This window comes from Nocardioides sp. ChNu-153 (genome assembly GCF_030466625.1).
Taxonomy (GTDB): Bacteria; Actinomycetota; Actinomycetes; order Propionibacteriales; family Nocardioidaceae; genus Nocardioides.
The window spans coordinates 1-21,611 of sequence record NZ_JADEVT010000011.1 but is presented as its reverse complement, the minus strand read 5'-3'; the positions used below and the strand labels follow the sequence as shown (position 1 = coordinate 21,611).

The window sequence follows — 21,611 nt, the reverse complement described above, 5'->3', positions numbered from 1 at the left end:
GTCAGCGGCCCTGCAGGGTCAGGTCGAGCCAGTCCTTGTGACCGGCGGGGGGGAGGTCTGCGTCCACGAGCTCCTGGTCCTCTCGGCTCAGCGTGCGGGTGACGCCGGCGGCGTCGTCGTACGACGACAGCTCGGCCTGGCGGGTGCGGGCCTCGGCGACGAGGGCGCCGACCTTGCGCTCGGCGTCGGCGATCGCGTCCTTGAGGTCGCCCACCTCCGCGCCGTGCCGGGCGAGGGACTCGGCGGCCGTCTCGTGCAGCGCGGCGACCTGCCGCAGCTGCGCGGCCCGGTCGCGCATGCGCAGCCGGAGGTCCTCCGCCGCACGCCCGCTCCAGTCGATGCCGTCCGCGCCCGCCACCAGGCGGTCCGCCAGGGCGCGCACGTCGACCGCCTGCTCGCGCAGCTGCGCGGCCCGTCTGCGGATCACTGTGGCGTCGCCGTACATCCCTCGTCCTCCCGCTCGGTCCCCGTCCGTCCGATTGCTTGCCCGGCGGTCGGGAGGGCGAAACATCCGAGTACGCGGGCCCTGGCGCATCCCTAGGATGACCCGGTGCGCATCCTCGTCACCGGCGGAGCCGGCTACATCGGCTCCCACACGGTGCTGGCCCTGCTGGAGCGGGGCCACGACGTCGTGGTCGCCGACGACTTCTCGAACGCGCGGCCGGCGGTGCTCGACCGCGTCGCGGAGCTCGCCGGGCGTCCCGCCGCGCTCGAGGTGGTGGACCTCACGGACGCGACCCGCACCGACGCCGTCGTCGCGGCGACCGCCCCCGACGCGGTCGTGCACTTCGCGGGCCGCAAGGCCGTCGGCGAGAGCGCCGAGCGCCCGCTGGAGTACTACCGCACCAACCTCGACTCCACCTTCTCCCTCCTGGAGGCCATGGAGCGCCACGACGTGCGCCGGCTCGTCTACTCGTCGTCGGCGACGGTGTACGGCGACCACGCCCCCGTGCCGTACGTCGAGACCCACCAGCCGCTCGCGGCCGCGAGCCCCTACGGGCGCACCAAGGTGATGACCGAGCAGGTGCTCACCGACGTCGCCGCCGCCACGCCCGGGCTGCGCGTGGCCCTGCTCCGCTACTTCAACCCCGTCGGGGCGCACCCGTCCGGCCGCATGGGGGAGGACCCCCAGGGCGTGCCGAACAACCTGATGCCGTACGTCGCGCAGGTCGCCGTCGGGCGCCGCGACCGGCTCGCCATCTTCGGTGACGACTACGACACCCCCGACGGCACCTGCCTGCGGGACTACGTCCACGTGCTCGACCTGGCCGAGGGCCACCTCGCCGCCCTCGAGCACCTCGACACCATGGCCACGCCCGTGCGGGCCTTCAACCTCGGGGCCGGGCGCGGCACGAGCGTGCGCGAGCTCTTCGACGCCTTCTGCGCGGTCGTGGGCCGCCCGCTGCCGCACGAGGTCGTCGCGCGTCGCCCCGGTGACCTCCCGGCGTACTGGGCCGACACCACGCGCGCCGCCGAGGAGCTGGGGTGGCGCGCCCGCCGCACGGTCGACGACATGGTCGCCGACACCTGGCGCTGGCAGCAGGCGAACCCCGACGGCTACCCGGCCTGACGCGGCTCCTCCAGCCACGCCGGGTCCGGTCCGAACGGCAGGTCGGGGGGTGCGCCGCGGGTGATCCTGAAGGTGGACACCTCGACGGGACCGTCCCCGTCGATGGCGCCGCTGGCCCGCAGGCCCTCCAGCCGCTGCCGCACCGCCGGGTCGTCGGAGCCGTCCATCGCCGCCGCCCCGCGGGCGTAGGTGTCGAGGGAGTGGCCCTCCACCATCCCGTCCCCGCCCCCCTCGAAGGTCACGGTGAGGTGGTGCGCAGCCGGTGTGTTGGGCCTGCCGTCGAGCAGCGGCACGAGGTCCCGCGTGTTCTCCAGCGACGTGACGCGGGTGCCTGCCGGGACCTCCGGCATGAGGGCCACGGGGGACCCGAGGGTCACCACGTCCTCCACCCGGAACTCCCCACCCGCCGCCACCTGCACCGCCGCCATCCCGCCCTGCGAGTGCCCGACGAGGGTGACGGGGTCGTCCGGGCCGATGCCGGCGGCGCGCATCGCCTCCTCGACCCCGCGCTGGTAGACGGTGCTCTCCCCGGCCATCGACCGCAGGTTGGTGCCGAGGTCGCGCGCGTCGGTGTCCTGCGTCCACGGCAGGGTGCCCAGGTCGTCCGTGCCCGGGAGCAGCACGACGTGGTGGGCGCCCGCGCCCGTGCCGACGCGCTGGATCTCGATGGTCCCGCTGGCCGGCTGCGCGGCCGTGCGTGCGAGGGCCGCGACGAGACCGCCCGCACCGACGGCCGCGGCCCCCGTGCCGGGTGCCCCGACCTGCTCGACGACCGGGACCCCGTCGACGTAGGCGTCCGACCACACGGCCGCGGCCTCGCCCAGGTGCGGGACGAAGGTGTCGCCGCCGAACGGGCTCGGCACCCACGAGTCGTCGGCGTCCCACGCGCCCTCGAGGAACCCGCTGCTGCGTCCGAGCAGCCCCTCGACCACGGTCGGGTCGTCCTGGGCGAGCCGCTCCGCCAGGCGCGCCATGGCCGCGGTCCGGGCCGCGTCCTCCGGGTCAGGGTCACCGCCGCCTCGGAGCCACGTGAGGTCGTCCCCCGGGCCGCCGGGGACCGGTCCGTCGTACCCGAACGCGCGGGCGGTCCGCACCGTGGCCCAGCCGCTGGTGTAGGAGCACAGGTACCGCTGGAGGCCCATGCTGAGGGCCACCGCCTCGTCCGCGGTGCGCAGGTGCTGGACCGCCTCCCGCACGGCGAACCCCAGCGCCGACCAGGTCGCGGCCTGCGCCGCGAGGCCGTGCGGGCCCGTGGTGAGCCCCACGAGCAGGGCCTCCACCCGGGCGAAGGTGACGGGCGCGTAGGCCACGGACATCAGCAGGTCGCCGTCGACCAGCGTGTCCGCCGCCGCCGCGCCCCGGACCAGTGCCCGCTCACCGGTGTCCAGCATCAGGCCGCCGAGCTGCTCGACCGCCTCGTAGGTCGCGGCGAGGCTGGCGGTGCCGCCCGTGGTCCGCAGGCCCTCGGCGGGCACGACGGGCGTGACGGGCACGGCGGGTACGACGGGTTCGACGGGTGCGCCCGGCGCCGCTCCGGCGCCCGGCGCCGCTCCGGTCCCCGGCACCACCGGCCCGTACGGCGGGTCCGACCGCGTCCCGGTGCTCATCGCAGGCCCGGCACGTCGAAGGTGAGCCAGGCGGCGTCGCCGGGCTCGGGCACGTCCATGCGCTCGATCCGCTCGCGCAGGTCGTCGGCCGCCTCGGCCGCGTCGTCGCCGAGGCCCACGAGGTCGGCGAGACCGCCGGCCACGCCGCCGGCGACGTCCTGGGCCAGGTCCACCACGGCCCCGCCGACGTCGACGACGCGGGCGCCGACCGACGACGCGATCTCCAGGAACTCCCGGCGCGCCGCCTCGACGGCCACCAGCGAGACCTCCACCTGCAGGGCGTGGGCCTCCAGGGCGCGGGCGACCTCCGCGTGGTCCTCGGCACTACGACGCAGGTCGTCCGCCGCGCACGACGTGCCCAGGCGCATCGCGACCGCGCCGGCCCCGAGCCAGGGCGTGGCCTCCGCCCGGCCCACCAGGGCGTCGGCCTCGGTGCGGATCGCGGTGGCACGGGCGTCGTACGTCGTCGCCAGGCGTCGCAGGGCGTCCGGATCGGGCAGCAGCATGTCTCCTCCTCGGGGTGTGCCCGGGCGCGGTGCGCGCCCGTCTCGACCCCGGGGTGCCCCGGTCGGCACGGTGGCCCAAACCCCGTCCGCCGCGCCTGTGGAGGAGGCGCCCCTGCCGCGGCACTAGGATCAGGCGCACGCCCCCACCGCCGACGCCCCCGAGGTGCACGTGACCTTCGACGCGCACGACCTCGACAGGTTCCTGCTCGTCGGCTCCGCGGTCACCCTGCTCGCCATCCTCGCGGTGCGGGTCTCCACGAGGGCGGGTCTGCCGAGCCTCATCCTCTACCTGCTGATGGGCGTGGCCCTGGGCGACGCGGGCCTCGGCATCGAGTTCTCCGACGCCGGCCTGGCGCACGCGCTGGGGTTCGGCGCCCTCGTCGTCATCCTGGCCGAGGGCGGCCTGACGACCGACTGGCGCGAGATCCGGCCCAGCATGCGGCTCGGGCTGACGCTGGCCACGGTGGGCATGGGCGTCTCGGTGCTCGTCGTCGCGCTCGGGGCCCACTTCCTGCTCGGCCTGTCGTGGCAGCTGTCGGTGCTCCTGGGCGCCGCCACGTCGGCGACCGACGCGGCGGCGGTGTTCTCGGTGCTGCGCGTCGTGCCGCTGCCGCGCCGCATCACCGGGGTCCTCGAGGCCGAGTCGGGCCTCAACGACGCGCCGACGGTGGTCCTCGTCGTGCTGGTCAGCTCCGGCGCCGCGCTCGAGCACGGGGTCGCGTTCCTCGTCGCCGAGATCGTCTACGAGCTGGTGCTGGGCCTGGCGCTCGGGCTCGCCGTGGGCCTCGGCGGCGCCTGGACGATGCGCCGCGCCGCGCTGCCCGCCTCCGGCCTCTACCCCATCGCCGTGCTGTGCCTGACGGTGCTCGCCTACGGCCTCGGGGCCGCGGCCCACGCGTCCGGCTTCGCGGCGGTGTACGTCGCCGCGCTGGTTCTCGGCAACGCCGACCTGCCCCACCGCGCCGCCACCCGGTCCTTCTCCGAGGGCGTCGCGTGGCTCGCGCAGATCGGTCTGTTCGTCATGCTCGGGCTGCTGCTCAGCCCGGCCCGCCTCACCTGGCAGACCATCGGCATCGCCCTGGCGGCCGGCCTGCTGCTGACCGTGGTGGCCCGGCCCGTCTCGGTGGTGGTGAGCGCACTGGGCCGGCCGCGCACGCCCTGGCGCGACCAGGCGTTCCTCTCCTGGGCCGGCCTGCGCGGCGCGGTGCCCATCGTCTTCGCCACCATCCCGCTCGCGGGCGGCGTGGCGGGCTCGGAGCAGCTCTTCGACATCGTCTTCGTGCTCGTCGTGGTCTACACCCTGCTCACCGGTCCCACCCTGCCGTGGGTGGCGCGGCGGCTCGGGCTGGCCGACGACGGCGAGGCGCGCGACCTCGAGGTCGAGGCGGCGCCGTTGGAGCGCGTGGCCGCCGACCTGCTGCAGGTGCGCATCAGCGAGGAGTCGCTGCTGCACGGCGTCGAGGTGGCGGAGCTGCGCCTGCCCGTGGGGGCGTCCATCTCGCTGGTGGTGCGGGGCGACGCGGTGCTGGTGCCCGAGCCGACCACGGCGCTGCGCCGCGGCGACGACCTCATCCTCGTCACGCCGCGCGCCCTGCGCGAGGCCACCGAGGCGCGTCTGCGCCTGGTCTCCCAGAACGGTCGGCTGGCCCGCTGGGGCACCCGTGGTCCGGGGGTACGGCGGCGCTGACGCCCGCCGTACCGGGTCAGGGGAGCGCGGTCTCCTGCGGGCCGCAGACCTCCTCGGCGTTCGCCACCGTGATGTCCCCGCGCGCGTCGCCGGTCGGCCCCTGCCAGGACGGCCCCACGTAGACGACGATGCCGTCGACCGTCGGGTCCTCGACGACCGCCGCCGGGCTGCCGACGTTCTCCCGCACCAGGACGGCCGCCGCCGAGCTCGGCGCGGCCGCACGGATCTCGACCCGGTCCACCACGGCGCCCTCGGGCGCGTCGCCCACCTGGCCGGCCACGAACCCGCGGTCGGTGAGCTGGCCCATCGTCTGGCTGGCCAGGCGCGAGCGGCCGCTCGCGTTGTAGACGCTGACGGTCACGTCGGCCGTGGTGAGGGCGTCACCCGGCTCGAACGAGCGCAGCGTGCACACCTCGTTGCCGCCGCCCCCGAGCGAGGCGCTCGGCACCGGCGCCGTCACGCGGTTCCACCCCAGGACGAGGCCGACGAGCAGCACGACCACGAGCACCGCGAGGGTGATCGCCGAGCGGGTGTGGGCCGACATGCCCTCCGAGGTCCGGTCGCTCACTGCTCCACCACCACGACGCGGGCGTGCAGCACGTTGCGCTGCTGGAGGGCGGCCCGCAGCGCGCGGTGCAGCCCGTCCTCGAGGAAGAGCTCGCCCCGCCAGAGCACCACGTGCGCGAAGAGGTCGCCGAAGAACGTCGAGTCCTCGTCGAGCAGCGCGCCCAGCTGGAGCGTGTCCTTCGTGGTCACCAGCTGGTCGAGACGGATCTGCCGCGGGGGGACCGCGGCCCACGCCGCGGCGTCGAGCCCGTGGGACGGGTAGGGCCGTCCACTGCCGACGCGCTTGAAGATCACGCGCTGATCATACGGACGAGCCGCGCCCCGTCCCGGCGGCCGTCCCCGCGCGTCACAGGTCCGCCGGGCTGGACCAGGCGAGCTGGACGACCTCGGTGCCGCGGTCGCGGGTCACGAGGCGTCCCCGGCCCGGCGGGGCCTTCTGCGGCTTCACGTTGCCGATGAGGAAGCCCTCGTCGGGCGAGCCGGACAGGACGAGGCCCGGCATGGCGAGGTCGCGCATCGACTGCACGACCGGCTCGTAGAGGGCGCGGGACGCGCCGCCGGAGCGGCGCGCGACGACGACGTGGAGGCCGACGTCGCGGGCCTGGGCCATGAGCGGCTGCAGCGGCTGGACCGGGGAGCTCTGCGCGGTGGCGACCAGGTCGTAGTCGTCGACCACCACGAAGACCTCGGCGCCGGTCCACCACGAGCGGTTGCGCAGCTGCTCGGGCGTCACGTCGGGGCCGGGGATGCGGTTCTCGAGGTACTTCGCCAGGTCGCGCAGCAACGGCGTCGCCTGCGCGGCACTGGTGAGGTAGTTGAGCTGGTACTCCTCCGGCACCTCGCCGAGCAGCGAGCGGCGGTAGTCGACGACCACGATCTGCGCCTGCTGCGGCGTGCGGGTGCGCATCACCTCGCGCACGTAGGTGCGCAGCAGCGAGCTCTTGCCCGAGCGCCCGTCGCCGAACAGCAGCAGGTGCGGCTCGGCGTCGACGTCGAGGCCGACGGGGGCCAGCTCCTTCTCGTTGACGCCCAGCACGATGCGGCCCGAGTCGAGCAGGGAGCGGCCGTCGTCGCCGACGACGCCGCGGGCCTGGGCCAGCACCTGGTCGACCTCGATGCGCTCCGGCAGCAGCCGCAGCTTGGGGCCGGCGGGACCCGTCCAGGCCGCGGCGACCCGGCGTACCAGGTCGTCGACGCCGTCGCCGATGGTGGCCGGGTCCCCGGCGCCGTCGACCCGCGGCAGGGCCGCGAGGAAGTGGAGCTTGCCGGGCACGAGACCGCGACCGGGGCGCCCCGTCGGCACGAGGGCCGCGACCTTGCGGTCGATCTCGGAGTCGATGGGGTCGCCCAGGCGCAGCTCGAGGCGGGTGCCGAAGACGTCGCGCATGGCGGCGCGGAAGTCGGGCCAGCGCGAGGCGCCGACGACGATGTGGAGGCCGAACGTCAGGCCGCGGCCCGCGATCTGCTGGATCTCCATCTCGAGGTCGTCGAAGTCGGAGCGCAGGGTGCTCCAGCCGTCGACGACGAGGTAGACGTCGCCGTACCCGTCGTCGGCGCGACCCTCGCGACGCCGGCTGCGGTAGGTCTCGATCGAGTCGATGCCGTGGGAGCGGAAGTAGGCCTCGCGCCGGTCCACGATGCCGCGGATCTCGGCGATGATGCGCCGCACGACGTCGGGCTCCGAACGGGTGCCGACCCCGCTGACGTGGGGGAGGCGGGCCAGCGGCGCGAAGGTGCCGCCGCCGAAGTCGAGCACGAAGAACTGCGACTCCAGCGGGGTGGTCGTCAACGCCGTGCTCGTGACGATGGAGCGCAGCAGCGTGCTCTTGCCGCTGCGCGGACCGCCCACGACGGCGACGTGGCCGCCGGCGCCCGCCATGTTGATGGTCAAGGTGTCGCGGCGCTGCTCGCGGGGCCGGTCCACCGTGCCGAGGGGGACGGTGAGCCCGCCCAGCTGGCGCCAGCGCGGCGACACCAGCCCCAGCTCGGGCGTCGTCGTGAGGTCGGGCATCAGCTGGTCGAGCGTGTCGGGCACGTCGAGCGGGGGCAGCCAGACCTGGTGGGCGGCCGGTCCGCGACCGACCATGCGGCCGACCGCGACGTCGAGCAGGGAGGGCTGCTCGCCCTGGTGCGCGGTGGGGCGCGGAGCCTCGGCGGGGGCCTCCTCCTCGACCGGGTCGAGGGTCTGCACCTCGGAGATCGTGTACGGCAGGATGCCGCGCACGTTGCCGCCCTCGTCGCGGCGCACCTGCGAGCGGCTGCTGGTGGCCGGGGGGCCCGAGACGTACGCCGCCTTGAACTTCAGCAGCGTGGACTGGTCGGGCTTGAGGTAGCCCAGACCCGGTACGGCGGGCAGCTCGTACGCGTCGGGCACGCCGAGGACCGCCCGGGACTCGCCGGCCGAGAAGGTGCGCAGGCCGACGCGGTAGGACAGGTGCGACTCCAGGCCCCGCAGGCGTCCCTCCTCCAGGCGCTGCGAGGCGAGCAGCAGGTGCAGGCCGAGCGAGCGGCCGAGGCGGCCGATGGCGACGAAGAGGTCGATGAACTCCGGCTTGGCGGTCAGCATCTCGGAGAACTCGTCGACGACGAGGAAGAGCGAGGGGAGCGGGGCGAGGTCCTCGCCGGCCGCGCGGGCCTTCTCGTAGTCGCGGATCGAGGCGTAGTTGCCGGCCTCGCGCAGCAGCTCCTGGCGGCGCACCATCTCGCCCGACAGCGCGTCCTGCATGCGGTCGACCAGCGTCAGCTCCTGGCTGAGGTTGGTGATGACCGCCGAGACGTGGGGCATCTGGGACATGCCGGCGAACGTGGCGCCGCCCTTGAAGTCGACGAGCACCATGTTGAGCTGCTCCGACGAGTGCGTCATCGCGAGGCCGAGCACGAGGGTGCGGAGGAACTCCGACTTGCCCGAGCCCGTCGCGCCGATCACCAGGCCGTGGGGGCCCATGCCCTGCTGGGCGGACTCCTTGATGTCGAGGTGGACCATGCCGCCGTCGCCGATGCCGATGGGCACCCGCAGGCGGTCGCGGGCGGGCCGGGGCCGCCAGGCGGTGGTCGCGTCGTACGCGTGGACGTCGCCGAGGCCCAGCAGCTCCATGAAGTCGGCGGGCCCGGCCATCTCGGCGGGGTTGACGCCCTCGCCCGTGTCACCGGCGGTCACGGTGTGCAGCGGGGTGAGCCGGCGCGCCATCGCCTCGGCCGTCGCCAGCGAGCACTGGTCGCCGGTGCCCTGCACGGTGTCGGTGCGCATCCGCAGCGCCTCGACGCGCGGGCGGCCGCGGCCGTCGAGGCCCACGATCTCCAGCCGCAGGCGGGTCGGGTCCTCGAGCTCCTCCCACTGCTCGGGCAGGTCGAGCACCGTGACGCCGTGGAGGCCGTCCGGCGGGATGACGTGGTTGCCCGGCGGCAGGGCGCCGCCGTCGACGACGAGGAGCACGTGGGGGGTGGCGGGGCGCTCGTCGGCGCCGAAGCGCGGGCGCTCGGACAGGTCCGGCGGCAGCAGGGTGGCCAGGTCGTCGATGGAGGTCGAGACCATCCGCATGGGGCCCACCGCGTCGGCGCGCTGCGCGCTCTGCGCGTGGGGGAGCCACTTGAGCCAGTCCCAGTGCTCGAGGTGGTCGTCCGAGCTGAGCACGGCGACCACGAGCTGGTCGGGGTTGTGGAAGGCGACGGCGCTGGTGATCACCGCACGGGCCAGCGAGCGCGCCTGCTCCTCGGGGCCGCAGACCTCGACGCGGTCGAAGGCCCGCAGGTCGACCGAGGCCGGCAGGTCGGGCTGGATGCGGTGGACGACGAGCAGGCGGTGCAGGGCCGAGGCCGCGGCGGGGTCGACCTGGTCGATCGGTGCGCTCTCCGGCGGCACCAGCTCGACGGAGAGCGGCTGCGCGCAGCTGCCCCAGCGGACCTGGAGGAAGTGGGGGTCGGAGGAGGAGCGCTCCCACAGCCGGGTGCGGTCCTCGGCGACGGCCGGCAGGGCCGCGGGCTCCGGGTGGTGCCAGGTCAGGGCGCGCCGCTGGCGGTCGGCGGAGTCGCGGGCGGCCTTGCGGACCCCGGCCAGGTAGCGCAGGTACTCCGTGCGCGACCCCGTGACCTGCTGGTTGCGCTGCTTGCGCTGCCGGTCGATCTGCACGCCGATGAACCCGATGGTGGCGAAGAGGAACATGCCCGCCGCCAGCATGCTGCGCCCGCCGGTGCTGCCGCCCTGGCTGCTCAGCGAGGCGATGACGACGATCGAGCCGATGCTGCCGAGCATCGGGATGGCGTTCATCAGGACGCCGCCGGCGCCCTCGTGCTCCGCGAGCTGCGGCGGGGGTTGGAGGACGATCTGCCCGGTGGGCACCTCGGGTGCGTCGATGCGGTGGCTGCTGCGCAGCGTCGTGCTCAAAGAGCTCCCCCTCGTGCTGGCCCCGGCTGCTCCACCGCGGTGCGAGCGATGATAGGTGCCGCCGACCGGCAGGGACTACCCTGACCGGCGGCACAGCCCCGGGCCCCGCGGCCCGCGGCTCCGGGGGCACGAGGGGGACGGGTCGATGAGCCAGAGCACGGCGGGTGCGGCGCCGGTGGGCACGCTCGCCCTGAGCGTGCACGGCGAGGCCGGCGTCCTCGACCTGCTGGTCCCCGACGGCGCCTCCGCGGCCGACGTCCTGCGGGAGTACGCGAAGCAGACCGGTCTCCCCGCCTCCCGGCGCCTGTACGACGGACGCGGCCGCGCCCTGCCGCCCGCCACCGCCCTCGGGGACCTCGGGGTGCGCACCGGCGGCCTGGTCGTGGTGGCCGACGAGGCACCACCGGCGCCGCCCGCGCAGGCCGCGGAGGCGGACCGCGCCGACCGTGGTCCCCGGGGCCCGGTCGTGACCGCGGCCGCCCTCGTGCTGGCCGCCGTCGCAGCCCTGCTCGCGGCCGTCTGCGTCGCGCTGACCGGCGCCGCCGACGAGCAGCTCGTCGGGGGCGTCCTCCTCGGCTGCGCCGTGCTCGGCGTCCTCCCGCTGGGCGGGGCGGCCCGCCAGCGGGCGCTCGCCGCGCCGGCCTTCGGGGCGGCGGCCGCCCTGGTGGTCGTCGCCGACACCGCGAGCGCGCGGCTGCCCATGGTGCTCGGCGTGGCCGCGCTGGCGGCGGCCGTCACCGCCGCCGTGGGCCGCGCCCTCACCGAGGAGGAGGACGAGGGCCTGCGGGTGTGGGTCGTCGCCGGCATCGTCGTCTTCGTCGTCGCGGGCGTCGTGGCCGTGCTCGGCTGGCACGAGCGCGTCGCCTGGGCGACCCTCCTGCTCCTCACCGTCTTCGCCGGGCGCTTCGTCCCCGGGTCCGCCGTCGACGTGCCCGACCAGGCGCTCATCGACATCGAGCGGCTGGCGGTCTCGGCCTGGTCGGCGCGCGACCGCGCGGGCGGCCGGCGCTCGCGCACGGTGATCCGCCGCAGCGCCGTCGAGGCCGTGGTGGCCCGGGGCGCCCGGGTCGTCACCGCCGCCTGCGTGGCCGTGCTGGCCACCACCGTCGTGGCGGCCCCCCTCGTGCTGGCGACCACCACGCTGCCGCTGGACCGCGTCGGGGCGCCGCTGCTCGTCGCGCTGGTCGGGGCCACCCACCTGCTCGTCGCCCGCAGCTACCGCCACGTCGCCGCCCGGCTCCTGCTGCGCTCCGCCGGCCTGTGGTGCCTGGCGTGCGTCCTGGTCGGCACGGTCGCCGACCAGGGTTGGTCCGGTCGCCTCGGGGTCGCCGCGCTCGTGCTGGGCGCCGCGCTCGTGCCGGTCGCGGTCGCACTGGGCCGCGGTTGGCGGTCGGTGTGGTGGTCGCGCCGGGCCGAGGTCGCCGAGGCCCTCACGGGGGCGTTCGCCGTGCCCGCGTTCGTGGTGACCGTGGGCCTCTTCCGACGGATCTGGGAAATCGTCAGCTGAGGGTGTTTACGCCCCTCTACCACCCGGGTACACAGCCCCTCGCGCCGGGTGATCGGGACGTCAGCCGGCTCACGACAACATCCACGAGACGTTCTCGGGCGGCCTGCTCGCCGCTACCGGGGGAAGAAGGGAAAGAGCATGGCTGACAACATGCAGATGGGAGAGGGAACCCTCTCCAACGCCGCGCAGATGGTGGCCGACGCCAAGGTCGAGATCGACCAGAAGTGCCGCACCCTCGAGGGCCAGATCCAGGGGATCGGCGCCCGCTGGGGCGGCCAGGGTGCCGCCGCCTTCCACCGCCTGCACGTGGCGTGGCAGGAGAAGCAGCGCACGATCAACGACGCGCTCAACGACTTCGAGCGCTCGCTGCTCGACACCGAGCGCGACACGACCTCGACGGACTCGTCGCAGGCCGACACCTTCTCCTCCAGCTTCAGCCGCCTCGGCTGAGCGCCACCCACGACGTCGAAGGAGCACCAGACAGCATGAACACCTCCGGAATCACAGTCGACCACGGCGCGCTCGAGACCGCCTCCGCGGACCTCGTCGGCGCGGCCCGCGGCATCGAGGCCCGCCTCGACCGCCTCGAGGGCGAGCTCGCCCCCCTGCAGAGCGAGTGGAGCGGCCAGGCCCAGGAGGCCTACCGCGTCGCCAAGGCCCGCTGGGACGCGGCCATCGCCGAGATGATCGAGCTGCTGCAGCAGACCAGCACCTCGGTCAGCCAGTCCAACCAGGAGTACCGCGCCGCCGACCTGCGGGGCGCGAACCGCTTCCCGGGCTGATCCACCCACCAGCCGCCCCGACGCCTCCACGCGGTCGGGGCGGCTGCGGGTCCGGGCGCGGTCACGCCGCCGGACCCGAACGCACCGCACGTGCTGCCGACGCAGCACCCACCGCACCACCGGAGTGCCGCAGCCGCACGAGAGACGAGGGGACGACGTGGCTACCACCAGAGTCTCGCGCGAGGTCATCGACCTCACGCTGAAGAGCATCGACAAGCAGATCGAGCTGATCGCCCAGTACCAGTCGACGTTCGTCGACACCGTGACCGTGGACCCGGACCTGTACGGCGAGTGGCAGCCGGGCTATGCCGTGCGCGCCGAGCACTCGGGGGCGCAGCGCACCCTGTCCGAGCACCTCGCCTCCCACCACGAGGTGCTCGTGGGCGTGCGCGACGTCCTCAGCCAGGTCGCCGCCGACGTCGAGGCGACGGACGAGATGGCCGCGACCGCGATGGTCGCCGCCGTCCACCGCATCTCCGGTGGCCCGAACCGACCGATGGTGGTGTGACGTGCCCGTTCCCGGACCCAACGAGCAGCAGCTCATCCAGGCGCTCCGCGCCCGCCGTGGCGTGCTGCAGACCCAGCGCGAGGGGTGGCACACCGGCTCGCAGATGGCCAGCGACGCGGCCGCCGCGCTCCGCGCCGCGCGCCTCAAGCTCGACGCGGAGCAGCAGCTGGGCGAGGAGACGCGCGCCCAGATGATCGCCGTGCTCGAGGGCATCGACGTGCAGTTCAAGCAGCTCAGCAGCAACATGGGGATCGGCGTCAGCGCGCTCCAGACGGCGAACGGCAGCGTGTCCTCCGCCGAGGCGGCGTACGCGCCGATCGCGGGCGCGGCCGTCCCGTCCTCCCCGACGCAGGCGCCGTACGACCCCGAGTGGGACCAGGCCCAGCGCACCGAGGCGGACCGCCAGCACAGCGCCGACGTGGCGAGCCACCAGCAGGCCCTGCAGGAGCGCGAGAACAAGTGCGCGCAGATCCTCACCGGCCTGCGCGGCGGCATGGGCGAGAGTCAGGTGCTGTGGTCGCAGATCAACGACTACCACAGCGACGACCAGGGCCGCGCCCCCTCGAGCGGTCCCTCGAGCCCGACGCCCGGGGCGGTCAGCTCCCCCGGGGCCGGGCGCAACAGCGCCGGCGTCATCGACCGGGCGCACTGGGGCGAGGTCGTCAGCGACCCGCCCCGCACGGACGTCGGGATCCGTCCCGACGACGGCGGCCAGGTCGTCGTCGACGGGGACGACGTCGGCAACGGCAGCCTCGTCCCGAGCCCCCACCCCCAGCCCGTCGGCACCCTCCCCGGCGTGCTCCCGCCCCCCTCGCCCGGCGACACCGGCCTGCTCGGCCGCGGTCCCGACGTCACGGGTGGGGGCGGTGCGTCGATCAGCGCCGGCGGCGGTGGTGGCGGCCTCGGTGCCGTGGCCCCGGCCGCGGGCGTGGCCGGCGGTGCGCTCGGCGCCGCGGCCGTGCGCGGGGGCGCCGGACTGATCTCCGCCGGGGGTGCCGGCGGGGCCGGCGCGGGCGGTCGGGCCATCGGTGCGACGAACCGCGCGGCCGGCCCGGGTGCGCTCGGCGGCCGGGGTGGACCGACGGTCGCCGGGGGCGGCGGCGGTGCTGCTGGTCGCGGCGGCGCCGGCGGTGCCGGTGGCCGTGGTGCCGGCGCGGTGGGCAGCCGCGGTGGCCGGGGCGGCATGTCCGGGGCGATGGGTGCCGCGGGCGGTGCCGGTGGCCGGGGCGGCCGCTCGGGTCGCCAGGGCGCCGACGACCGGGACCACCTGCTCGTCGACGAGGACTGGATCGACGACGAGGCGACCGGGCCCGACGTCCTGAGGTGACGTCGGCGACGACGCTGACGGCCGGGCCGGGGAGGGGCGTTCGCCTCCCCGGCCCGGCCGTGTCACGACCGGTAGCATGCGGGTCGCTCGGAGCCGGCGGGGTCGCCGCGGCGGGCGCGAGAGGGGGAGACGCTCGATGAGCCAGTTGCAGACCGGTGCCTCGGGACTGGTCCGGGTGACCGTGGCGTCCGGACGCCGACGGGTGGACCTCGTCCTCCCCGCCGCCGTCCCGGTCGCGGAGCTCGTGCCGGAGCTGGCGCGCAGCGTCGGCCTGCTCGACGCCGCGACCGTGTACGGCGGGTACAAGGTCGTCACGCAGGACGGTCGCCAGCTGGCCGCCGACGCCGGTCTCACCATCCAGGGCGTCGAGGACGGCACCCTCCTCACCGTCAGCGCCGGCGTCGACGAGGAGCCCCCGCGGGTCTACGACGACATCGTCGAGGCGATGACCGACGTGGTGGAGCGCGAGCTCAAGCCGTGGCAGCCGGAGGCGGGCCGTCGTACCGCCCTGGGGGCAGCCGCCCTCCTCCTGCTCGTCGGCGCCTGGTCGCTGCTCCTGCAGACCGACGACCTGCTGGCGGGGGTGGGGGCGGCCGTGGTCGCCGTCGTGCTCGCGGCCGGCGCGGTCGTGCTCTCCCGCGTGCAGCGCGAGCGCCAGGCGGCGGTCGTGCTCGGGCTGGTCGGGTCGGTCTTCGGCGGCGTCGCCGGCGCGCTCCTCGGTGAGGGCGGCACGCTGACGGGGCCGGGAGCGGCGTACGTCGGGGTGGGCGTGCTCGCCGTGGCGCTCGCCGTGCTCATCGGCATCGACGACGGGCGCCCCCTGCTCGCGCCGCCGGTGCTCGTGGGCGCGCTGCTCGCCGTCGGCGGCTGGTTCGTCGACGTCACCGACCTCGACGCGGCCGTCGTGCTGACCGTCGTCACCACCTTCGTCGTCATCGCCGGCAGCGTCTTCCCGTGGCTGGCGCTCAGCGCCACGAGCACCCGGGTCGACCAGGTCGTCACCGTCGAGGACATCACGAACGACCCCGACGAGATCGACGCCGACCGCGTGCTCGCCGACGCCCGCACGGCCCACGAGATCCTCGTCGGCGTCTCGGCCTCGGTGGGCCTGCTCGTCGTGGTCGCGATCCCGTTCGAGGTGTCGCTCGGGCTGTTCGGCACGCTCGTGGCGGTGCTGTCCTGCCTCGTCCTCATGCTGCGCACGCGGCAGTACCGCACGGGCCTCGAGGTCTTCGTCGGGCTGGCCTCCGGCATCGTCGGCCTGCTCGTCACGGCCGCCGCGGTGCTCGTGATCCACCCCGACTGGCGGCCCACCACCGCCGTCGTCCTCGCCGCGGCGGGCGGGGTCGTGCTCGCCACGACCCTGGTGCCGTCCACTCCGTCCCTGCGCCGCGGCCGTCTCGGCGACGTCGCCGAGACGCTCGCCCTCGTCGCGCTCCTGCCGCTCCTCGTCCTCGCCATCGACGTGCTCGACGTCGTCGGGGGCTGAGCGTGGCCACCAAGCGGGACCTCGTCGAGGCCTACGGCTTCAGCCGCCGCCGCCTCGTCACCGCCTTCATCAGCGGGGCACCGGGCGGCCGCGAGGTCGAGCCCAGCCGCCCCGGGCGCGCCATCGTCGGGGGCATCGCGCTCACCGTGCTCGTCCTCGCCGCGGCCGCGGTCGTCGGTTTCCTCAAGCCGCGCGCCGACGCGGGCTGGGCCGACACCGAGGGCCTGGTCATCGTCGAGGAGAGCGGCGAGCAGTTCCTCGTGCAGGTCGACGAGGAGGGCGGCGACACGGTCCTCGTGCCCGTCGTCAACACCACCTCCGCCCGGCTCGTGCTCGGGCCCGACCTCGCCCCGACGACGGTGCCGCAGGAGGAGGTCGACCGCTACGCGCTGACCGAGACCGTCGGCATCCTCAACGCGCCGCCGTCGCTGCCGTCGCCCAACCGGCTGGTCGGCTCGGGCTGGACCGCCTGCACGGGTCGCGAGCAGGGCGTCCGGATCGCCGTGCAGGAGTCACCCGACGTGACCGTCGACGGCTCCGCCCAGGTCGTGCGGGTGGGCGAGGAGCACCACCTGCTCGCCCTCGGCCAGACCGACGAGGAGGGCAACGCGCGGGCCTTCCGGATGCAGATGCCCTCCGACCCGGCCGTCCTGAACGAGATGCTGGGGCTGTTGCGCGGCCCGGCGCTGGAGGAGGTCCCGGAGGTCTCCCGCGGGTGGCTCGACCTGTTCCCGGCCGCCGACCCGCTCGCCGACGCGTCGTTCGCCGTGGAGGGGCAGACGGGGCAGCCCCTCGCCGGGGTCACCCTGGCGAACGGCGCGCCCGCGACCGTCGGCACGCTCGCGACGTACAACGACGGCCCCGTCGTCCTGCAGGCCGGCGGCTACCAGCCGCTGGACGCGTTCGCGGCCGCGGTCTACCAGTCGCTGCGGGGGGCGGCGCCGGTCGAGGTGAGCGGCGACGTCGGCACCCGCGGCTCGGCGGCCGGCGACCCGGGCCGCTGGCCCACCGACCTGCCCGAGTTCGCGACCGGCGACCGCACCGACAGCTTCTGCGCCGTCCTGCGCACCCACGACGACGTGCCACCCACCGTCGAGCTGGCCGTGCGGCCCGGCGACGCCGCGGCGGCCGACGGGGTCCCCGTGGGCACCGTCGCTCCCGCCGTCCAGCAGGGACGGGGTGCGGTCGTCGACAGCGGCGGCTTCGGCCGCGGCGAGGCGGGCGACGCGTTCCTCGTCGACGCGCAGGGGATCCGCTACGCCCTGCAGGGCAACGCCCTGACCCAGCTCGGGTACGACGGTGGCTCGACCCCCGTCGTACCGGCCTCGTGGGTGGAGGGGTTCGAGTGCGGCGTCGCCCTGGCCCGCGAGGAGGCGCTGAAGACGCTGAGCCCGGACCGGCAGGTGGCCCAGTCCTGCCCCGGGCAGCGGGACGCGGACGGCGCGGAGGCCGCGCCGGGCGGCTCCGGGGGCACCGGGGGCACCGGGTGAGGTGGGGAACGGCGGCCGGCGCGCTCGCGCTCGGCCTGACGGTCCCCGTCGTCGGGCCGCTCGGTCCCGCGTCCGCGGAGCCGGCCCTGTGCCTCAACGCCTTCCAGGACGGTCAGCCGGTCACCTCCGACGAGGGCTCGCCCCTCGTCGAGCAGCTCGGCCTCGCCCAGGTGCGCGACGAGCTCGGCGTCGACGGCACGGGGGTGAAGGTCGCGGTCGTGGACAGCGGCGTGGGTGCGCGTGTGCCGGTCGACCTCGTCGGGGAGCAGGCGTTCGGCGGTGCGTCGCGCGGCACGCCCGTGGACCCGCACGGCTCGGAGGTGGCCGGCATCATCGCGGGCGCCCCGGTCGGGGGCGTCGCCGACCGCGGGGTCGGAGTCGCGCCGGGCGCCCAGATCGTCTCGCTGAAGGTGCTCGACATCGACGCGCAGGGCGAGCAGGCGGTCGCCCAGGCGCGGGAGCAGGGCCTGACCACGCTGACCCCCCAAGCCGTCGCCCAGGCCCTCGACTGGGTCGCTGCGCAGGTGCGCGGCGGCAACGACATCGGCGTCGTCAACGTGTCCCTGGGCGTCGACCCGGGTGTGGCCGGGACCGACGTCCTCCGTCCGCGGCTCGAGGCGCTGGCCGCTCTCGACGTGCTGGTCGTGGCGGCCGCGCCCAACGTGCCGCCGACCCAGGAGGGCGAGGAGAACGGGCTGACGCCCCTCGGGGACCCTCCCACCGAGGACCCGGCCGACGTGGTCGCCTACCCCGCCGGCTACAGCCCCGTGCTGCCCAACGTGCTCTCGGTGGGGTCCATGCCGTTCCGGGGCGCCGAGCCCTCGGACGGGACGCGCCCGTCGTACTTCACCGACGTCGTCGCGCCGAGCCAGGGCGCCGTCACCTACCTGCCGGACGGCAGCTCGTGCGCGCTCGAGTTCGCGTCGTCGTACTCGACCGCGGTCGTGAGCGGCGTCGCCGCGCTCCTGCGCCAGCGCAACCCCGACTGGACCGCGGCCGAGGTCGCGACGCGTCTGGAGGAGACCGCGGGTGGGGTCACCGACGCCCCGAACGCGTACGGCGGCGCCGGGGTCGTGCAGCCGTACGACGCGCTCACCCGCACGCTGCAGGTCGACCCCGAGACCGGGAGGGTGACGCGCAGCGCGTCCGCCCCTCGCCCCGCCACCCAGGCCGAGGCGCCGACGCCGCAGGAGGACCTGCTCGACGACTCCCGGCAGGACTTCCTGTGGTGGGGCCTCGTCGCGGGCGCGGCCGTGGTGCTCGCCCTCGTGCTGCGACCGGCGACCAGTCGACTGCGCCGCCGCTAGCCCGGCGAGACGCCCCGTCCTCACGTCGGACCGTGGGATCCTCCAGGTCCGACCGAGCCACCAGGGGGCCACGTGAGCACGACGCTCGACCACCGCGCCGACCGCGACCCGTTCGCCGCCACCCGCCGGTGGCCGCGCCGGGCCCGGGCGGTCGGCACCACGCTCGCCGTCGCCGCCGGGGCGGTGTGGGTGGTGACGTCGCCGCGGGGCGACGTACCCCTGCCCGGGCCGGACGCGACGCCCGAGGAGGTCGTCGTGGCCTACGCCGAGGCGATCAGCGCCCGCGACTTCGCGACCGCGAACGCGATCTCCCCCTCGGACGACCACGACCGGTTCAGCTGGCCAGGCTCGATCGACATCGAGCAGCTCCGCGAGACCCGCGGCACGCCGACCCGCCCGTGGGTCTTCTTCGACGCGGACTTCTCCGGCGACGCCACGATGCAGGACGGGCTGTGGGGCTACGTGCTGGAGCGTGGCGAGGACGGTCGCTGGCAGATCGTCGACGCGGGCGTCATCTGAGCCGGACGCGACCGGGCGGCGGGACGCAGAACGCCGGGACGGACCGTGGTCCGTCCCGGCGTCCGGGTCCTGCGCGATGGCGGAGGATAGGGGATTCGAACCCCTGAGGGCTGTTAACCCAACCCGCTTTCCAAGCGAGCGCCATAGGCCACTAGGCGAATCCTCCGCGAGGAGGGTAGCGGGTGGCGCTGGGACCGTGGAAATCGGGTCCCGCGCGTGCCGCGTCGGCAGGGGTCGTCTTGGACCCGTCCGCGCGCCTCGCCTACACTCGCCCGCAACCCCCCGTGCGGCGGCACCTCGCCCAATCCCCCCAGGGCCGGAAGGCAGCAAGGGCAAGTGAGCTCTACCGGGTGCGCGGGGGGCCTTTTCGTCCCCGGACGCCTGTCGTGGGCTCGCCGTCATCTCCGCCGTCGTCGTTGTCGGCGGCCCTCGTTAGGGTGCTGGTCGTGGAGTCACCCCTCGCGCTGTACCGGCGCTACCGCCCGGAGACGTTCGCCGAGGTCATCGGCCAGGACCACGTCACCGAGCCCCTGCGCGCCGCGCTGGCGAGCAACCGGGTGAACCACGCCTACCTCTTCTCCGGCCCCCGCGGCTGCGGCAAGACGACGAGCGCGCGGATCCTGGCCCGGGCGCTCAACTGCGAGCGCGCGCCGATCGCCGACCCGTGCGGCGAGTGTCGCTCCTGCACCGACCTGGCGCGCGGCGGGCCTGGCTCGATCGACGTCATCGAGATCGACGCCGCCTCCCACGGTGGCGTGGACGACGCCCGCGACCTGCGGGAGAAGGCGTTCTTCGCGCCGGTCCACAGCCGCTACAAGGTCTACGTCATCGACGAGGCCCACATGGTGACGACGCAGGGCTTCAACGCCCTGCTCAAGCTGGTGGAGGAGCCGCCGCCGCACCTGCGCTTCATCTTCGCCACCACCGAGCCGGACAAGGTCATCCCGACCATCCGCTCGCGCACCCACCACTACCCGTTCCGCCTCATCCCGCCGCGGCTGCTGTCGTCGTACCTGGGGGAGCTCTGCGCGAAGGAGGGCGTGCCGATCGAGCCGGCCGCCGTGCCGCTCGTGGTGCGCGCCGGGGCGGGCTCGGCCCGCGACACGCTCTCGGTGCTCGACCAGCTCATCGGTGGTTCGGGGCCCGACGGCGTGACGCACGCGCTGGCGACGGCGCTGCTCGGCTACACGCCCGACACGCTGCTCGACGAGGTCGTCGACGCGTTCGCCGCGGGCGACGGTGGCGGCGTCTTCGGGGTCGTCGACAAGGTCATCGAGACGGGGCAGGACCCGCGTCGCTTCACCGAGGACCTGCTGCGCCGCCTGCGCGACCTCGTCATCCTGGCCGCCGTGCCCGACGCCGCGACCACGGGCCTGCTCGACGTCGCGCCCGACGTGGGCGAGCGCCTGACGGCCCAGGCCGCGCGCTTCGGCGGGGTCGAGCTCAGCCGGGCCGCCGACCTCGTCGCCGCCGGCCTCACCGAGATGCGCGGTGCCACGGCCCCCCGCCTGCTGCTCGAGCTCATCTGCGCCCGCGTGCTCCTGCCGGGCGCCGACTCGACGAGCGACGGCGTGATGGCGCGCCTCGACCGCCTCGAGCGCCGTCTGGCCATGCCGGGGGGTCGTCCCGACGGGGGTACGCCGGTGCTCGCCCCCGCCGCTCCCGCGCCGGCCGCTCCCGCCCCGCCGGCGCCTGCTCCGGCCGGGCGCCCCGCGACGCCGGAGCCCTCGGCCCGGGCCGAGGAGCCGCCCGCGGTGCAGGCCCCGACCGAGCCGTCCCAGCCCGACCGCCAGCGCGAGCCCGAGCGCGAGCCCGCCTCCCCGGCGCCCGCCTCCCTGGCGCCCGCGCCGGCCCCCGAGCCCGCCTCCCCGGCGCCCACGCCCGCTGCCGCTCCCGAGCCCACACCCGCCCCGGAGCCTGCTTCGGAGCCCGCCCCGGCTCTGGCCCCCGCCGCCGCCCCGCCGGCGGAGCGGCCCGCCGCGTCGACGCCCGCGCCCGCCGCCGGCGGCATGTCGCTCGCCGACGTGCGCCGCCTCTGGCCCGACGTCGTCGACGCCACCAAGGCCATGCGGCGCGTCACGTGGATCCACCTGGCGCAGAACTCCCAGGTGGTGGCGTTCGACGGCGGGGTGCTCACCCTGGGGTTCCAGAACGCGGGCGCCCGCGCCTCCTTCGAGTCCGGCGGCAGCGTCGACATCGTGCGGGCGGCGGCCGAGAAGGTCCTCGGCGTCAGCTGGCGCATCGAGGCCATCGTCGACCCCGGCGCCAGCGGCGGCGGCGGTCAGCGTCCGGCGACGCCGCCCCCCGCCCCGGCCGCGCCCGCTCCCGCACCACCCGCCCCCGCGGCCCCGGCCGACGGGGCCG

18 protein-coding genes, 1 tRNA gene and 1 other RNA gene are annotated in these 21,611 nt (G+C 75.7%); 13 read left to right on the top strand and 7 right to left on the bottom strand.

From position 1 onward, the window contains the following. Position 1: 1 nt before the first annotated feature. Positions 2–445 (bottom strand): hypothetical protein, encoded by a 444-nt coding sequence (locus INN71_RS13600; protein ID WP_301800809.1) that lies wholly within the window; start codon positions 443–445, stop codon positions 2–4. Between the two features lie 105 nt (positions 446–550). Between INN71_RS13600 and galE the strand changes: the two genes are divergently transcribed. Beyond that, on the top strand, positions 551–1,570 hold the full coding sequence (gene galE, locus INN71_RS13595) for a UDP-glucose 4-epimerase GalE (RefSeq protein ID WP_277500812.1): 1,020 nt from the start codon (positions 551–553) through the stop codon (positions 1,568–1,570). On the opposite strand, the gene INN71_RS13590 is transcribed toward galE, so the two are convergent. Beyond that, positions 1,558–3,063 (bottom strand): hypothetical protein, encoded by a 1,506-nt coding sequence (locus INN71_RS13590; RefSeq protein ID WP_277500810.1) that lies wholly within the window; start codon positions 3,061–3,063, stop codon positions 1,558–1,560. The two genes, galE and INN71_RS13590, sit on opposite strands and share 13 nt — an antisense overlap. 110 nt (positions 3,064–3,173) lie before the next feature. Further along, positions 3,174–3,683, bottom strand: a complete 510-nt coding sequence (locus tag INN71_RS13585) for a hypothetical protein (RefSeq protein ID WP_277500809.1) — start codon at positions 3,681–3,683, stop codon at positions 3,174–3,176. A gap of 169 nt (positions 3,684–3,852) precedes the next feature. On the opposite strand from INN71_RS13585, the gene INN71_RS13580 reads away from it, so the two are divergent. Next, positions 3,853–5,370, top strand: a complete 1,518-nt coding sequence (locus INN71_RS13580) for a potassium/proton antiporter (RefSeq protein WP_277500808.1) — start codon at positions 3,853–3,855, stop codon at positions 5,368–5,370. A gap of 16 nt (positions 5,371–5,386) precedes the next feature. Here INN71_RS13580 and INN71_RS13575 read toward each other — a convergent pair whose 3' ends face one another. From INN71_RS13575 to eccCa, 3 genes are read right to left on the bottom strand one after another with little or no spacing between them, the layout of a single operon-like run. Then, the gene (locus INN71_RS13575) at positions 5,387–5,938 is read right to left on the bottom strand and encodes a LytR C-terminal domain-containing protein (protein ID WP_277500806.1); all 552 of its coding nucleotides are present in this window, start codon (positions 5,936–5,938) and stop codon (positions 5,387–5,389) included. Further along, positions 5,935–6,231 carry a type II toxin-antitoxin system VapB family antitoxin gene (locus tag INN71_RS13570; protein WP_277500805.1) on the bottom strand — a complete coding sequence of 99 codons (297 nt, stop codon included), beginning with the start codon at positions 6,229–6,231 and terminating at the stop codon, positions 5,935–5,937. The genes INN71_RS13575 and INN71_RS13570 overlap by 4 nt, the downstream gene beginning before the upstream one ends. A 52-nt stretch (positions 6,232–6,283) precedes the next feature. Then, positions 6,284–10,318, bottom strand: a complete 4,035-nt coding sequence (eccCa, locus tag INN71_RS13565; protein ID WP_277500804.1) for a type VII secretion protein EccCa — start codon at positions 10,316–10,318, stop codon at positions 6,284–6,286. 145 nt (positions 10,319–10,463) lie between these two features. Between eccCa and INN71_RS13560 the strand changes: the two genes are divergently transcribed. From INN71_RS13560 to INN71_RS13520, 9 genes are all read left to right on the top strand, one after another. Then, positions 10,464–11,825 carry a hypothetical protein gene (locus tag INN71_RS13560; protein ID WP_277500803.1) on the top strand — a complete coding sequence of 454 codons (1,362 nt, stop codon included), beginning with the start codon at positions 10,464–10,466 and terminating at the stop codon, positions 11,823–11,825. A gap of 138 nt (positions 11,826–11,963) precedes the next feature. Next, a complete protein-coding gene (locus INN71_RS13555) occupies positions 11,964–12,275 on the top strand; it encodes a WXG100 family type VII secretion target (protein ID WP_277500802.1) in 312 nt (103 codons plus the stop codon). Between the two features lie 35 nt (positions 12,276–12,310). Continuing rightward, positions 12,311–12,607 carry a WXG100 family type VII secretion target gene (locus tag INN71_RS13550; protein ID WP_277500801.1) on the top strand — a complete coding sequence of 99 codons (297 nt, stop codon included), beginning with the start codon at positions 12,311–12,313 and terminating at the stop codon, positions 12,605–12,607. A gap of 157 nt (positions 12,608–12,764) precedes the next feature. After that, complete coding sequence (locus tag INN71_RS13545) at positions 12,765–13,115, top strand: hypothetical protein (RefSeq protein ID WP_277500800.1); 351 nt, start codon at positions 12,765–12,767, stop codon at positions 13,113–13,115. A gap of 1 nt (position 13,116) precedes the next feature. Continuing rightward, positions 13,117–14,442: a hypothetical protein gene (locus tag INN71_RS13540; RefSeq protein WP_301800801.1), complete on the top strand. Its 1,326-nt coding sequence runs from the start codon at positions 13,117–13,119 to the stop codon at positions 14,440–14,442. Positions 14,443–14,578: 136 nt separating this feature from the next. Further along, positions 14,579–15,931 carry a type VII secretion integral membrane protein EccD gene (gene eccD / locus INN71_RS13535; RefSeq protein ID WP_277501592.1) on the top strand — a complete coding sequence of 451 codons (1,353 nt, stop codon included), beginning with the start codon at positions 14,579–14,581 and terminating at the stop codon, positions 15,929–15,931. Positions 15,932–15,933: 2 nt separating this feature from the next. Next, the gene (locus INN71_RS13530) at positions 15,934–17,421 is read left to right on the top strand and encodes a type VII secretion protein EccB (protein WP_277501593.1); all 1,488 of its coding nucleotides are present in this window, start codon (positions 15,934–15,936) and stop codon (positions 17,419–17,421) included. After that, complete coding sequence (locus INN71_RS13525) at positions 17,418–18,728, top strand: S8 family serine peptidase (RefSeq protein WP_277501594.1); 1,311 nt, start codon at positions 17,418–17,420, stop codon at positions 18,726–18,728. Before INN71_RS13530 ends, INN71_RS13525 begins: the two co-directional genes overlap by 4 nt. A 72-nt stretch (positions 18,729–18,800) precedes the next feature. After that, positions 18,801–19,247, top strand: coding sequence for a hypothetical protein (locus INN71_RS13520; protein WP_277501595.1), 447 nt, complete (start codon positions 18,801–18,803; stop codon positions 19,245–19,247). 77 nt (positions 19,248–19,324) lie between these two features. Here INN71_RS13520 and INN71_RS13515 read toward each other — a convergent pair. Further along, positions 19,325–19,413 (bottom strand) — tRNA-Ser (locus tag INN71_RS13515). Between the two features lie 110 nt (positions 19,414–19,523). Here INN71_RS13515 and ffs point away from each other — a divergent pair. Together ffs and INN71_RS13505 are read left to right on the top strand one after the other, a co-directional pair. Then, an RNA gene (ffs, locus tag INN71_RS13510) (signal recognition particle sRNA small type) lies at positions 19,524–19,614 on the top strand. 79 nt (positions 19,615–19,693) lie between these two features. Beyond that, positions 19,694–21,611: DNA polymerase III subunit gamma and tau (locus INN71_RS13505; protein WP_301800797.1), on the top strand; the 1,918-nt coding region annotated here is incomplete at its 3' end.